Genomic DNA, 14027 nt, shown 5'->3' on the forward strand with positions numbered 1-14027 from the left:
GTTCGGCTGAAGCCCTGTGGAGCCCTTCGCCGAGAGGCGACCGCCATCCGTGCCCACACACAGACCGCCCCGACCGTGATTCCCCCGTCCGGTCGGGGCTTCCCCATGTCCGGGGTCGGTCGCGCGGCTCCACGCGGGGCGGTCGCGCGGCTTCCGCTTGACTTCGAGAGCGCTCCAATCCGTAGCGTTTCGGACATGACCACTGCACAGCACAGGATCGGATCCGGCTTCGGCGCCACCAGCACCGCCGACGAGGTACTCAAGGGCATCGACCTGACCGGCAAGCTCGCGATCGTCACCGGGGGCTACTCGGGCCTCGGTCTGGAGACCACCCGCTCGCTCACCGCCGCGGGCGCCCACGTGGTCGTCCCCGCGCGCCGCAGGGCGACCGCCGAGGAGGCCCTGGCGGGCCTGGACGGCGTCGAGGTGGGCGAGCTGGATCTCGGGGACCAGGAGAGCGTGCGCGGCTTCGCCGAGCGCTTCCTGGCCACCGGCCGCACCATCGACATCCTGATCGGCAGCGCCGGGATCATGGCCTGCCCCGAGACCCGCGTCGGCCCCGGCTGGGAGGCCCAGTTCGCGACGAACCACCTGGGGCACTACGCCCTCGTCAACCGTCTGTGGCCCGCGATCGAGCCCGGCGGCGCCCGCGTCGTCTCCGTCTCCTCCCGCGGCCACCACGCCTCCGGCATGCGCTGGGACGACGTCCAGTGGACGCACGGCTACGACAAATGGGAGGCCTACGGCCAGGCCAAGACCGCCAATGTCCTGTTCGCCGTCCACCTCGACCGGCTCGGCCGCGACGCCGGGGTCCGCGCGTTCTCGCTCCACCCCGGCGGCATCCTCACGCCCCTCCAGCGGCACCTGGCCAAGGAGGAGATGATCGAGCGCGGCTGGATCGACGAGGACGGCAAGCCGCTCAACCCCGAGGGCTTCAAGTCCCCGGAGCAGGGCGCGGCCACCCAGGTGTGGGCGGCCACCTCGCCCCAGCTGGACGGCCTCGGCGGCGTCTACCTGGAGGACTGCGACATCGCCGAGCCCGCCCCGGCGGACGACGAGCGGGTCGGCGTGAAGGCCTGGGCGACGGACCCCGAGCAGGCGGCCCGACTGTGGGACCTGTCGGCGGAACTGACAGGCGTGAACGCGTTCACGGTCTGACGGTCGTGTCCTGAGGGCGGCGGTCGCCGTTCGCCGCCCCCGTGCGGCCCGTCGGCTCAGGCGGAGGACTCGTCCGGTGCCGGGTGTTCGGGATGGACCGTCGCGGAGCGCGGGGTGCCCTGTCGGCCCGCACCGGCTTCGTCGGCGTCGGGGACGTCCTCGGCGGAGCCGTCACGGTCGGCCTCGCCGAGGTCCGGGTCCCAGGGGTCCTCGCCCTCGTGCGCCAGTTGGTCGGGCAGGTCCCGCGGCACCGGCTCGCCATCCTGGCCTCTGCGGTGTTCGTCGGCCATCGTGCACTCCTTCGGTCGTCCGAGGGAGGCGGGTACCTGCACGGCCGGTGCCGAAACCTCAGTGCGGGGCGCGGTCCTCCAGCGCGGTGCGCCAGGCGGGGGCCGGACCCTCGGGCTCCGGCTCGACGCGCCGGCCGCCGCGGGCGAAGAAGTCCGCGAGCGGCAGGATCGCGGCACCGACGGTGACGGCGTCCGGACCGAGCAGACCGAGCTCGACGGTCACCTTGTCCGCCGGATAGCGCAGTGCGTACGACATCGCGTGCCGACGTACGGCGGGCAGGAAGCGGGAGCCGAGCTGGAGACCCGCCCAGCCGCCGATCAGGATGCGTTCGGGCTGGAAGAGGTTGATCAGGTCGGAGAGGCCCGCGCCCAGGTACTCGGCGGTCTCCTCCAGGACCGCGAGGGCCACCGGGTCGGCCGCCGTGCCCTCGGGCGGGTAGGCGGCGGCGAGCATCGCGGTCATCGCGGTCTCCTCGTCGGTGCCCTCGGGGAGCCGGCCGCCCTCGTCGCGCCACCGGTCGAGCAGGGACTCGGCGCCCGCGTAGGCCTCCAGGCAGCCGAGCGCGCCGCACCGGCACCGGCGCCCCCGCACCCGTACCGTCAGATGCCCCCACTCGACCGCGCGGCCGTGCTCCACCTCGGGGGTGACCAGGCAGGCGCCGACGCCGGAGCCGAACAGGACCACGATCGCGTTGCGCGCGCCGCGTCCGCCGCCGAACCACATCTCGGCCTGGCCGAGGGTCTTGGCGCCGTTGTCGATGAAGTACGGGACGGCGTCAGGGAGTTGGCAGGTGGAGCGCAGCAGGCTCTCCAGCGGGACCGCGTCCCAGCCGATGGTCTGTCCGTGTACGACGGCCCCGTGCTCCGGCGTGCGTTCGACGATGCCGGGGACGCCGATGCCGACGCCCAGGAGCTGCTCGGGGTCGATGCCGGCGGCGGCGAGCACCTCGTCGACGCCGTCGCGTATGTGGCCCACGATCACCTCGACCTCGTAGCGCTGCTTCGCCAACGGGCGCTCCACGCGGGCGAGTTCGGTGAGGGTGAGGTCGAACAGCTCGACGCGCACGCGGGTTTCGCCGACGTCGACGCCGATCATGTGGCCGCTGCCGGGGGCGACCCGCAGCAGGGTGCGGGGGCGGCCGCCGTCCGAGTCGACGCTGCCGGCCTCCTCGACCAGGCCGTCGGCGATCAGGTCCGCGACCACATTGCTGACCGAGCCGGAGCTGAGACCGGTCGCCGGGCCGAGTTCGAATCGGCTGAGGGGTCCGTCGAAGTAGAGCCGCTGGAGCACGGCCGTGCGGTTGGCCCGCCTGAGGTCCCGCACCGTTCGCCCGTTGCGCCCCGCCATGTGGCTCCCTTCTAACCCGGTTCGACCTGCAACATACCCCTCGGGACAGGGCCTGCGCGACTTTCTGACAACCCTTAGTTCACGTAGTGAGGTAAGACGAGGGGAAAGTCAGGACCTGGTGGACAGCTCCTCGATATGGTCCAGCGCCGCGACGAGTTCCGGGGCGACCGCTTCCTGGACCCAGCTGTCGGGTCCCGTGTCCCCGCCGCGCGGGACCACTTCCGTGAGCATGATCAGGTAGAGGTACGCGCGGTAGAGCGCGAGCCGCAGCAGTGCCGGGCCGTCGAACTCGGCCCGGCCGCCCGCCTCCCGGTAGCCCGCGAGGAACGCCTCGTCCTTCCTGATGTCGCCCAGCAGCGCCAGGGAGACGAAGTCGGCAAGGGGGTCGCCCCAGAACATGCGCTCCCCGTCGATCAACCCGCCGATGCTCGCCCGGGGCGTCGAGCGGTCCACCAGGATGTTGCCCGGCCACAGGTCGAAGTGGACGAGGCTCGGGGTGGTGACCTCGTCGAGTGCGTCGTGAGCGGTCCGCAGCGTGCGGGCGATCTCCTCGACGGGGCGGGGCAGTCGGGGCCGGTAGCGGCGGGCGTCGTCGAGGACGGCGTCGAGCATGCCGGTGAAGGCCGCGCGCCAGTGGGGGGCGAGCGCTCCGAGTGCGCCGGACGGATAGCCGAAGCCCGGTCCGGTGACGCGGTGCAGGCGGGCCACCAGACGGCCCAACTCCGTGCGCAGGTCCAGCTGTTCGTCCGCATGGAGCGAGTCGCCCCAGGGCTCGCCCGGACAGGCGGTCATGAGCAGCCAGGGCCCGCCGGCCGCCACGACCCGCGGAGCCGGTACGTCCACGTGCGCCGCCCCCTCGTAGAACTCCGCCTCGGAGACGAGGAGTCGGCGCTCGTGACGCAGGCCCTCGCTGTCGGGCGCGACCTTCAGGATGTAGCGGGCGCCGTCGGTGAGGCGGAGATCCTCCACGGAGTTGTAGGTGCCGCCGGTCAAGGGGGTGAGGCGGGCGAGCCGTTCGGGCGGGATACCGGCCGCCTCCAATACGCGTCGGGCCCGTTCCCAGGTGTCCGTCACTGTGCGCCACCTCTCCCCGTTCGGTTCAGCCGGCGGCGTACACGTCCTCGACGTACCGTCCGTCCGTGATCAGCCCGTTGATCCAGTTGTCGGCAGCCGCTCCGTCCGCGCCGGGCGTGCGGTTGCGGTACAGCGTACGGAACGCGTCCCGCACACCGGGCGCCATACGTGATCCGTCACCGCAGACGAGGACGCGGGCCCCGGCGCCGAGCAAGTCCCAGACCTCGTCACTCTCGGCCGCGATGCGGTGCTGCACGTAGGTCACGCCGCCCGCCGGGACCGTGCTGAAGGCCGGCCGGAGGGAGACGGCCCCGATGGCCTCGGCGGCGCGCAGTTCCTCGGCGTGCAGGAAGTCGGCGTCGGGCGCGTCGCAGCCGAAGTAGCAGAGCGCGGGTGCGAGTTCGGTGCCCGCGGTTCGGGCGGCGGTGCGGTCGGCGACGGCGCCGCGGAAGGGGGCGAGGCCGGTACCCGCCGCCACCATGATCAGCGGGGTCGAGGTGTCACCGGGATCGATGCGGAAGGCCTCTCGGCAGGGCTGGATCCGGGCGTACAGGGTGTCGCCCGGCTCGATGTCGGCGAGATAACCCGACCCCGTGCCCCGGTAGACGCCGTTGCCGGAGCGGGCGGGTGCCTCCAGCAGGGAGACCATGAGATCGACGTGGGCGGGGTCGACTGCGGGCGAGGAGGAGACGGAGTAGTGGCGGGGGCGCAGCGGGGTGAGGATCTCCAGGAGCTGCGGCCAGGTCAAAGCGCCGCGCAGCGCGGGGTGATCCTCGATCACCTCGACGAGGGTGCGCGGGTCGTCGGCGGTGAGTGCGGAGAGGGCGCCGAGGGCGGCCTTCTCGGGCGGACACGGGTTCGCGGCGGCGAGCGCGACCAGTTGGGCCGGGGTCGGGCGCTCCTGCAACTCGACGTGGTGCGCAAGCAGTTGACGTACCGTCAAAGGCCGGTCCACCGCGAGTCCGTCGCGCCGTGGGCGGGTCGCGCGGATGTCCAGGACCTCGTCCGGGTCGACGCCGAGTGCGGTGGCGGCGCGGGCGACGAGGGCCGGGGCGTTGACGGGCAGGACGGTGAGGTGGTCGGCCGTGCGGTAGGCGGTGCCGTCCGGGAGCGCCACACGGACCAGGCGCTTGCGGCGCGGGTGTCCGGGGGCGGTGAGGTCGCGGGCCTCGGTGACGGTCATGGGGACGAGGCCGTGCCGTGCGGCGAGGGCGTCGAGGGAACCGCCGGTCAGGGCGCGCACCTCGTAGGCGCTCGTGGGTTCTTGGTCGGCCGGGGCGGCGGTGGCCTCCGGGTCGCCGTACTTGTCCAGCAGGGCCGTCCGCAGCCGAGCCGTGAACTCCCCTACGGCGCCGGTGAGATCGCCGGAGGCGTCGGCGGCGACGCGGTCGGTCAGGCGGACGGCGCCCAGCTCGGTGAGGCGTTCGTCGATCCGGGTCGGGAAGTGCTGATAGGTGGCGGCCCAGTTGCGGTCGCCGACGCCGAGGACGGCATAGCTGACGTCCGTCAGGTCGTGCGTCTCCTCCAGCCGGGCGGCGAAGGCGGTGGCGTCGTCGGTGGGGCGGCCGTTGTAGGAGGCGGCGGTGATGACGACGGGCCGGTCGGTGGGCAGGCCTGTGCTGAAGTCATCGAGCGACGCGACCTCGGTCTCGCAGCCGAACTCGGCGGCCTCGTCGGCGAGTCGGGCGGCGAACTCACGGCAGGTGCCGTAGTTGCTGCCGTGCAGGAAGAGGGCGCGGGTGCCGGGACGGACGCGGGCGGGGAGCGTGTCCGGAGCGGAGAGCGATGCCGTGGCCGTGGGATTCACGCCGGGCAGCGAACCGTGGGTCCGGTCGGCGGAGGTGCGCGGAGTGAGCGTCAGGGTGAAGCCCTCGGGCTTGAGGGTGAGGGTCTCCTTCACCTGGAGCGCGTAGTCGGCGTGGTCGTGCAGCCGGTAGCGGTGGACCAGCATGGCCAGCAGCATGGTCGCCTCGTGCAGGGCGAACTGCCGCCCGATGCAGGCGCGTTCGCCGGTGCCGAAGGGCTTGAAGGCGTGCACCGGGCGCGCCTCCTCCGCCTCCGGGGTGAACCGCGCGGGGTCGAACAGCTCGGGGTTGTCGCCCCAGACGGGCTGCCGGTGCAGCATCGGCGCCAGCACGGTGACGGCCTGTCCGGCACGCAGCGGGATCCGGCCGCCGAGCAGCGTGTCCGCCAGCGCGTGCCGGCTGAAGGCGGCGGCCGTCGGCCACAGCCGCAGCGCCTCGTTGAGCACTTGCCGGGTGTACGTCAGCCTGCCGACCTCCTCGTATGTCGGCTCGGGGTCCGTCCGGTCGCCCCAGAGCGCGTCGACCTCACGCTGGACGAGCCGCAGCGCGGTCGGGTCCTTGGCGAGGTGGTACAGCGCGAAGGACATCGCGCCGGAGGTCGTCTCGTGTCCGGCGATCAGGAAGGTGATGACCTGGTTGCGGATGTTGGCGGTGTCGAGCGTGCTGCCGTCGGCGGGGTGGCGGGCGGTGAGCATCAGCCCGAGCAGGTCCTCGGCGTCGAGTCGGTCGGCGCCGGTGCGGGAGGCGATGACATCGTCGACGACCTGGGCGAGGTAGCCGGCGTCGTCCCGGAAGGCCGCGTCGGCGGCGGAGTGGTCCTCGCCCGGGGTGCGGGCGAGCCGGTGCATGCTCCACTCCAGGCAGCGGACCATGGCCTCGACGAAGGGATGGGGTTCGTCCCGCCCGAACGACCCGAAGTCGTAACCGAACCCGGCCAGTCCGATGGTGTCGAGGGTCATCCGGGTCATGTCGTCGGGCACGTTCACGGCCTGCCCGGCGCCGGCGGCCCCGTCCCACGAGCTGATCAGCCGACGAGCCACCTCCAGCATCACGGGGTGATACGTGCGCATTGAGCCCAGCGCGAAGGCCGGCATCAGAATGTCGTGCGCCCGCGCCCAGTTGGGCTCGTCGTTGTACGCCGTGAACAGCCCGTCGGCGGCGAACTCCCGGACGTTCTCCAGAGCGGGCCCGACATGCTTGGCGAACCGCTTCTCGTCGGCGAGGTCGGCCACCAGATCCAGATCACCGACGAACAGCGTGTCCCGCCCGTGCAGCCGCCGCACGAGCACCGGCCCGTGCTCCCGCATGAGGGCCATGACCTGCTGGATCGGCGTGCGTCCGGGTCCGGTGGCGGTGATGTCGACGACGGGGACGCCGGGGTGTGTGTCGGTGGTGTGCGTGGCGTGGGAGGTGTGGGGGTGCAGCGCGGTGGGGGGCATGGCGCGACAACTGCCTTTCGCGGTACGGGAGTACTGCGATCCAGGTTGGTCCAGGTGGGGCGGGGTGCTGCGCTGCCGCACTGCATGATTGTGTAGTGGACGGACACACCTGGCCCTTGCGCTGAACCCGAGGAGGTGCGAATGGACTGGACCCCTCCCGAGGCGGTGGTGTGGCGCAACCGTGCCCTCATGGTCTTCGACCGGGTCGCGGTGCCGGTCGCGGTGTGCGATGTGTACGGCATGGTCCAGCTGGCCAATCCGGCGATGGCGGCGGAGTGCGGTACGACACCGGGGCGGCTGCGCGGCCGGGACGTGCTGGAGTTGTTCCAGCCGCAGGAGACGACTCAGGTGGAGCGGATCGCGGAGGCGCTGCGGCTGCGGCACCGGTCGCGCTACCAGGTCTCGGTGCGGTGGCGGGCGGAGGGCGGGGCCGAGCGGTACGGCGAGCTCACGGCCGATCCGGTGAGCGACACCGCGGAGGACACGCCCGCTCTGCTGGTGATGCTGCGCGTCCTCGGCGAGCGCGAGCCGAGCGCGGAGTCACCGGAGCGGGGCACGCCCGTCACACCGGTGGAGGCCCGCATCCTGGCGCTGCTCGCCGGGGGCGCCACCACCGCCAGGGCGGCCCGCGAGACCGGGCTCACCACGGACGGCGTCACCTATCACCTGCGGCGGCTGTCGGCCCGGTGGGGCGCGGCGACCCGGACGGAACTGGTGGCGCGGGCCTATGCGACGGGGGTGCTCGTGGTGGGGGTGTGGCCGCCGGTGCCGGCGGCCGGGGCGGACTCCGGCGCCGCTGCCGGCACCGGTTAGCGCGGGGTCGCGGTCTCCTTCGGCGGAAGCGCCGTTCCCCGCGGAGGCGGAGGGCTCGCCACCGAGGCCGACCGACCCTCCGTGGAACCTGCCGGTGCCTCCACTCCCTCCTCCGGCCCCAATCCCTTCACCGCCCCCGACCCGTTGGCCGTCCCCGCCCCCTCCGGCGCCCCGAAACGGGCCAACGTGTGCCACACCTTCTTGAGGTCCTGCAGCTCGTACCGTCCGGTGCGGGCCGCGTCGCCGATGATCCGTGGGTCGATGCGGCCGCCCTCGGCGATCCGGGCACCGAGGTCGACGTACTCCTGCCCTCGGAAGTCGGCGTGCCGGCGCAGCCTGGGCACGGACAGGACGTACCCCGGGTGCCACTCGACCGCGCACGGCAGGCGCTCCGCCGCGGCCTCGACCGGTGTGCCCCGGTAGCTCGCGTCGAGGACCAGGGCCTCCACGTCCTCGACCAGTACGACTCCGCCGTGCACCTGTGCCTCGATGTAGTCGTCGAGAGCGTCCCGGTCGTCGGCCTCGGCCTGGGCGATCAGGGACATGCCGGCGGCGACGCCGAAGTCGGTCGGCTCGGCCGCGCTGTCGGGATAGCAGAAGGTGGCGCGAGTGAGGGCGGCCGGGGCGAGCCGGAAGTGCGAGGAGCCGAACCGCGGGGCGGCGCCCACCACTTGGTGCCGGAAGTTCAGGGCGCCGTACACGGGTCGGTCGTGCGGGACGGCATCGTCGTAGGCACCGCCGAAGATCCGGCTCTCCCAGCGCCAGCGGTCGCCGCCGGGGTGCGCGGTGAGGCCGCCGTTGCTGGTGCCCGTGACGAACTGCGAGTGATAGGCGCCGTCCCGGGCCAGCCTCAGGAGGACCGGGAGGTCGCCCGCGAACCGGTCGGGGTGGAAGTTCAGGGTGATCCGGTGGTGCGGGGCGACAGCCGGTCCCGCGGACAGGGCCGCGACATGCCTCAGTGCCCGGCGCGCCCGCGACGGCCCGACGTGCCCGAAATCCATTGGCTTCCCCTCGCTTAAGCTATATACCATCGCTCAGAACCTAGGAACCCTAGGTTTTTCCCGATGGGACCCGCCGGCCGACCCAGGAGCCCTTACATGAGATCACTCGCCGAGCACGACATCCGCAACTCATTTGTGAACTGCTCGAAGGGAGAGGCCAAACGCCTCGCGATCCCCCGTGACCTGGACCAACGCCCCTGGGACGACCTCGACTTCCTCGGCTGGCGTGATCCCGGGGCACCGGACCGCAGCTACCTGGTCACCGAGCGCGGGACGGGACTCGTGGGGGTGACCCTCCGCTTTCCGCCCCCGCAGAACGGCTACATGCACCGCAGCATGTGCTCGCTGTGCCTGACCACCCACCCGCGCGGCGGCGTCTCCCTCATGACCGCGCGGAAGGCCGGCCAGGCGGGCCGTGACGGGAACTCCGTCGGCGTGTACATGTGCGCCGACCTCGCCTGCTCCCTCTACCTCCGCGGCAAGAAGATCTCGCAGAGCGGTGCCCGGTTCGAGGAGAGCCTCACCCTGGACGAGCAGATCGCCCGGACCACGGGCAATCTGTCGGCCTTCCTGGACAAGCTGTACGTCTGACGCCGACAGAGCCGTAGGCCCGAGGGAGGCCCTTCAGGCCGTAGGCCCGAGGGAGGCCCGTCAGAGATCCGCCACCGCCAGCACGATCTTGCCCCGGTGGTCCCGGTTCGCCAGCCGCTCGTGCGCGGCCCGGGCCTCTTCGAGGGGCAGGACGGTCTCCACCGGCACCCGATAGGCCCCGGCGGCGACCCGATCGGCCAGTTCACGCAGGTCGGGGCGGGGGTCGTAGCCGTGGATCTGGAGGTTGGTGAGCTGGAAGCCGAGGATCGCCGCGTTCTTCGGATAGAAGTCGCGGGTGTCGACGGTGCTCGGCTCCAGCGCGACGTTGGCGAGCGCGACGACCCGGCCGCCGTGGCCCACCTCGCGCAGGCTCCGTCCGAACGCGCGGCCACCGACGGTGTCCAGGACGACGTCGGCGCCGCGCCCGTCGGTCAGCCGGAGGATCTCGTCGACCTCCGCGTCGCCTGGGAACGCGGAGGTGTCCAGGACGTCCTGAGCCCCGAACCCCCCTGCCCACGCGGCCCTTTCGGCCGACCCCGCGAGTGCGATCACCCGGGCTCCGGCCTCGGCGGCGATCTGCACGGCCGCCGTCCCGACCCCGCTGGCGGCGGCCTTCACCACCACCGTGTCCTCCTTGGTGACTCGGGCAAGACTCCGCAGGCAGTACCAGGCGGAGAGCCAGGCGACGGGCAGCGTGGCCGCCTCGGTGAGACCCAGACCGTCCGGCAGGGCGGTCACCCGCTCGGCCGGCACCGCCGCCAACTCGGCGTAGAAACCAGGAGCGTCGATCCCGTCCAGCGCCATCACCCGCTGTCCGACCGCGAGTCCGGACACCCCCTCCCCCACCGCCGCGACGACTCCCGCCGCCTCGGCCCCGGGAATCAGCGGCGGGCGCCCGGCCCGGTGGTAGCGCCCGGACCTGATCAGCGCGTCGGCGCGGTTCACGCCCGCCGCCGCGATCCGCACCAGCACCTCCCCGGGTCCCGCCACGGGGTCGGGCACCTCGACCGGCACCAGCACCTCGGGCCCGCCGAACTCGTCGATCCGTACCGCACGCATACCGCACCCGCTCTTCCTGTCGCAGCCACTCACCGGCCGACACCGGTTGAAGTGGTGTCACCATCCGACACCACTTCAACCGGTGTCAAGGGCTGCGGCTCAGCCACGGGCTTTCACTGCGACACCGTATGAACCGGTGTACCCTCACCCCATGAGCAGCACCCCCGTCCCGGCCGACCTCGCACCCGTCGACCCGGCTCTCGCCTTCCCCTTCATCGGCGGACGCCCCTGTCTGGACTTCGTGGCCACGCTCGGCAAGCGGTACGCCACCCCGCTGGAGCGGATCCCGGACGCCGACGCGCTGTCCCGTTGGTTCACGGAGGCGGAGCTGGCCGCGGGCGACGAGCCTGTGCGGGTGACCGCCCGGGACCTCGCCGAGGCCCGTGTCCTGCGCGAGGCGATCCACCGGGTCCTGCGGGCCGCCATGGACGGGGGCCGACCGGACGCGGCCGACGTGCGGCGCGTCAACGACGTGGCCGCGCGGCCCGACCTCGCTCCCCAACTGGGCCCGGTGCACTGGACCGCGCGCCAACCCGCCCGCGCGGCGCTGGCCACGGTCGCCCGGGACGCCGTCCTCCTGGTGGGCGGTCCCCTGTTGGAGCGGGTCAAGAAGTGCGGGAACCCGGGCTGTTCACTGCTGTTCCTCGACGACTCCCAGGCCCGGCGCCGACGTTGGTGCTCCATGGAGCGCTGCGGGAACCTGGCGAAGGTCGCCGGTTACCGGTCGCGCAGCCGGGCCACGTCGAACCCCTCGCGGGCCGGTGATCCGACGGACCGCAGATCGACGACGTAGTCACGCGCCCTTCCCCGACGACGGGGCTTTTCTGCGCTGACGGTCCTTGATGTCCGCTCACGGATTTCGTTGTCCGGTCGCGATCACGGGTTCGATGCGAAGGTAGAAGGGGAAGGGCCCGAGGATGCGTGATGTACGTGAGTGGAGGACGTCCCTCGTGCGCTTCGTGAAGCGTCACAGGGACCCCGTGGTCGTCCAGACGCTGCGATCGGCGGTCGCGGCGACGGTCGCCTACGTCATCGCCCTGCGCCTGAGCCCCGAGCCCGCGCCGCTCACCGCCCCGCTGACGGCCCTGCTGGTCGTCCAGGTCACCCTGTACGCCACGCTCACCAACGGCATCCGCCGCGTGAACGCCGTCGTGGCCGGCGTACTGGTCGCCATCGCCTTCAGCCTTCTGGTGGGCCTGACCTGGTGGAGTCTCGCCCTGCTGATCCTGGCCTCGCTGGCCGTGGGACGGCTGGTGCGGGTCGACGAGTACGTGCCCGAGGTGGCGATCAGCGCGATGCTGGTGCTCGGGGTGACGACCGTCGGGGACACGGCGTGGGCGCGGGTGGTGGAGACGCTGATCGGCGCGGTCGTCGGGCTCGGCTGCAATCTGCTCCTCGCACCGCCGGTGTGGGTCGAGGAGGCGGGCGAGTCGATCGAGGGGCTGGCCCGGCGGGTGCGGCGGCTGATGCTGCGGATGGGCGAGGAGGCCGCGGGGCGTACGCCGGTGGAACACGCGACCCAGCGGCTGTACGAGGCGCGCCAGCTCGACCACGACATCATCGACGTGGACGCGGCGCTGCGGCAGGCCGAGGACAGTCTGCGGCTCAATCCACGCGTGCGTGAGGGGCTGCTGCACCGGGTGGTGCTGCGGACGGGGCTGGACACGCTGGAGATCTGCACGGTGGTGCTGCGGGTGCTCGCGCGCACCTTCACCGACCTCGCCAAGGAGCGGGACCCCGAGCCGCTGTTCCCGGCCGAGACGGGGAGCGTGGTGGAACGGTTGCTGTCGGAGGTCGCGGACGCCGTGGTCAGCTTCGCCGTGCTGGTCACCTCCGACGTCAGCAAGAGCGCGGAGTCGGCGGAGGCCCGGCTCGCCGCCGAGCTGCGCCAGGCGGCGGCCACGCGCGACAAGCTGGCCCTGCTGCTCCTGGAGGAGGTCCAGCGCGACGCCCGCACCTGGCAGCTGTACGGCGCCGTGCTGACGGAGGTCAACCGCACCCTGGACGAGTTGGACACCGAGCACCGCTCGCGTCGGCTCCTGGAGGAACTGGACCGCGTCTCCCAGGAGCAGCGCGAGCGCATGCCGCGGCTGACCCGGCTCCAGGAGGCCCTGCACGATTCCGAGCTGCCGCGCGTTCCGGACGCCCTGCGCCGGAACCGTCCCGGTACCGGCCGTCGTTCTAGGTGACGAAGTCACCGGGGCGACGTACGTTTCCGGCACTGGCTACGAGGGGGCGGGCGGATGACCGAGAGCACCGTGCGGATCGACGGGAACACACTGCGGCTGCCGGGCGGAGTGGCGGTGCGGTTCGTCCGCACCCTGCGGCTGCCCGAGACGGGCACTCATCCGCTGCCGCCGGGGCTCGGTGAGTTCCCGGTCCGGCGGGTCGCCGACTTCCCCGACACGGTGCCCGAGGAGTGGCGTGCGCGCGGCGGTGTGATGCTGCCGGTGTACCTGCGCGAGGCGATGTGGCTGAGCTTCGGCGGGACCACCGAACCGGCCGCTCTGCAGGTCGGGGTCGGCAAGGTGTGCGCGGTCTCCGGGAAGCCGTGGAGCGACCGGCTCGCCCGGAAGCCCCAGAACTACGTCGTACTGCCCCGCCAGCCCTGGCTGGACGGCATCAACTCGGGCAAGGGCACCGTCCGCCAGTTCGTGGCGGTGCCGCTGGGGCTGGGCGCGACCGTCGAGGGCCAGGTCACGGGCGAGGAGGTCTGGGGCGGCGTACAGCTGCAGTCCTTCCCGCTCAAGGAGCAGAAGCTGGCCGAGTGGCGGGCGGAGGAACGGCGCCGGGCGGAGCGTGAGCGGGCGGTCATGGAGGCCGATGGTTACGGCGCCGCGATGCCCATGGATGCCGGGGGTTACGGCGCGGCGATGCCCATGGCGGCCGCCGCTCCGAGCGGTGGGCCGGTCCCGCCGGCGGCCCCGCGGAAGGCCGCCGCGGCGATGGGCCTCGGCGTCGGCGGCTCGATGCAGCAAGAGGTCTACAAGGACGACCGGCCGCTCAAGGACTGGGCCGAGGAGTCCGCCGGGCGTGTCTTCGTCCATCTGGTGACGCCTCCGGAGTGGCGCCGCATCACCGGGGAGGCTCCCCCGCCGTCGCCGGTGGACCGGGCCGCGTACACGCGCGCGGGGCTGCCTTGGTACGACTACTACGACCAGGACGCGCAGGATCTCGCCCCCACGGACACCCTGGAGGGCGTCAAGCCGGTCGGCGACTGGCTCGGCGACGACCACGAGCCCTGGGAGCCGCCCGCTCCGCACCAGGTCAAGCCACTGGGCGACGCGCCGGGCAAGCCGGTGAAGGACGGCGACTGGTAGGCCACGACGTTCCGCAGTGCGGAGCTTTTCGCACGGCGCAGAGCCTCCCGCCCTCCGTCCGGGCGTTGCACTCCGCGCAACGCCCGGTGCCGTTCTTGCGTCCGCCGTGTGGTCCACGTCAAGGTGGCT

12 protein-coding genes are annotated in these 14027 nt (G+C 72.6%); 6 read left to right on the forward strand and 6 right to left on the reverse strand.

The features are described from left to right. Positions 1-195: 195 nt before the first annotated feature. A complete protein-coding gene (locus ACIQI8_RS02720) occupies positions 196-1158 on the forward strand; it encodes an SDR family NAD(P)-dependent oxidoreductase (RefSeq protein ID WP_402343971.1) in 963 nt (320 codons plus the stop codon). Between the two features lie 56 nt (positions 1159-1214). Here the strand turns inward: ACIQI8_RS02720 and ACIQI8_RS02725 are convergent, their stop codons facing one another. From ACIQI8_RS02725 to ACIQI8_RS02740, 4 genes are all read right to left on the reverse strand, one after another. Beyond that, on the reverse strand, positions 1215-1448 hold the full coding sequence (locus ACIQI8_RS02725) for a hypothetical protein (protein WP_402343974.1): 234 nt from the start codon (positions 1446-1448) through the stop codon (positions 1215-1217). A gap of 58 nt (positions 1449-1506) precedes the next feature. Continuing rightward, positions 1507-2796, reverse strand: coding sequence for an ROK family protein (locus tag ACIQI8_RS02730; protein ID WP_402343977.1), 1290 nt, complete (start codon positions 2794-2796; stop codon positions 1507-1509). Between the two features lie 108 nt (positions 2797-2904). Next, entirely contained in the window at positions 2905-3870 is a 966-nt protein-coding gene (locus ACIQI8_RS02735) for a phosphotransferase family protein (RefSeq protein WP_402343980.1), read from the reverse strand. Between the two features lie 25 nt (positions 3871-3895). After that, positions 3896-7114 (reverse strand): bifunctional cytochrome P450/NADPH--P450 reductase, encoded by a 3219-nt coding sequence (locus ACIQI8_RS02740; RefSeq protein ID WP_402343982.1) that lies wholly within the window; start codon positions 7112-7114, stop codon positions 3896-3898. 141 nt (positions 7115-7255) lie between these two features. Here ACIQI8_RS02740 and ACIQI8_RS02745 point away from each other — a divergent pair, with 141 nt between their 5' ends. Beyond that, the gene (locus tag ACIQI8_RS02745; RefSeq protein ID WP_402343985.1) at positions 7256-7927 is read left to right on the forward strand and encodes a PAS domain S-box protein; all 672 of its coding nucleotides are present in this window, start codon (positions 7256-7258) and stop codon (positions 7925-7927) included. Here ACIQI8_RS02745 and ACIQI8_RS02750 read toward each other — a convergent pair. Next, positions 7924-8928, reverse strand: a complete 1005-nt coding sequence (locus ACIQI8_RS02750) for a DUF3626 domain-containing protein (RefSeq protein WP_402343988.1) — start codon at positions 8926-8928, stop codon at positions 7924-7926. The two genes, ACIQI8_RS02745 and ACIQI8_RS02750, sit on opposite strands and share 4 nt — an antisense overlap. Positions 8929-9024: 96 nt before the next feature. Between ACIQI8_RS02750 and ACIQI8_RS02755 the strand changes: the two genes are divergently transcribed. Then, on the forward strand, positions 9025-9519 hold the full coding sequence (locus ACIQI8_RS02755; RefSeq protein WP_402343991.1) for an FBP domain-containing protein: 495 nt from the start codon (positions 9025-9027) through the stop codon (positions 9517-9519). A 60-nt stretch (positions 9520-9579) separates the two neighbouring features. Here ACIQI8_RS02755 and ACIQI8_RS02760 read toward each other — a convergent pair whose 3' ends face one another. Further along, positions 9580-10578 carry a zinc-binding alcohol dehydrogenase family protein gene (locus ACIQI8_RS02760; RefSeq protein ID WP_402343994.1) on the reverse strand — a complete coding sequence of 333 codons (999 nt, stop codon included), beginning with the start codon at positions 10576-10578 and terminating at the stop codon, positions 9580-9582. A gap of 151 nt (positions 10579-10729) precedes the next feature. Between ACIQI8_RS02760 and ACIQI8_RS02765 the strand changes: the two genes are divergently transcribed. The 3 genes from ACIQI8_RS02765 (at position 10730) to ACIQI8_RS02775 (ending at position 13898) form a co-directional block, all read left to right on the forward strand. Further along, on the forward strand, positions 10730-11371 hold the full coding sequence (locus ACIQI8_RS02765; RefSeq protein WP_402343997.1) for a CGNR zinc finger domain-containing protein: 642 nt from the start codon (positions 10730-10732) through the stop codon (positions 11369-11371). 124 nt (positions 11372-11495) lie between these two features. Further along, on the forward strand, positions 11496-12767 hold the full coding sequence (locus tag ACIQI8_RS02770) for an aromatic acid exporter family protein (protein WP_402344000.1): 1272 nt from the start codon (positions 11496-11498) through the stop codon (positions 12765-12767). A 54-nt stretch (positions 12768-12821) separates the two neighbouring features. After that, on the forward strand, positions 12822-13898 hold the full coding sequence (locus tag ACIQI8_RS02775) for a hypothetical protein (protein WP_402344003.1): 1077 nt from the start codon (positions 12822-12824) through the stop codon (positions 13896-13898). Positions 13899-14027: the final 129 nt, after the last annotated feature.

Origin of the sequence: Streptomyces sp. NPDC092369 (genome assembly GCF_044755245.1) — a bacterium.
GTDB lineage: Bacteria > Actinomycetota > Actinomycetes > Streptomycetales > Streptomycetaceae > Streptomyces.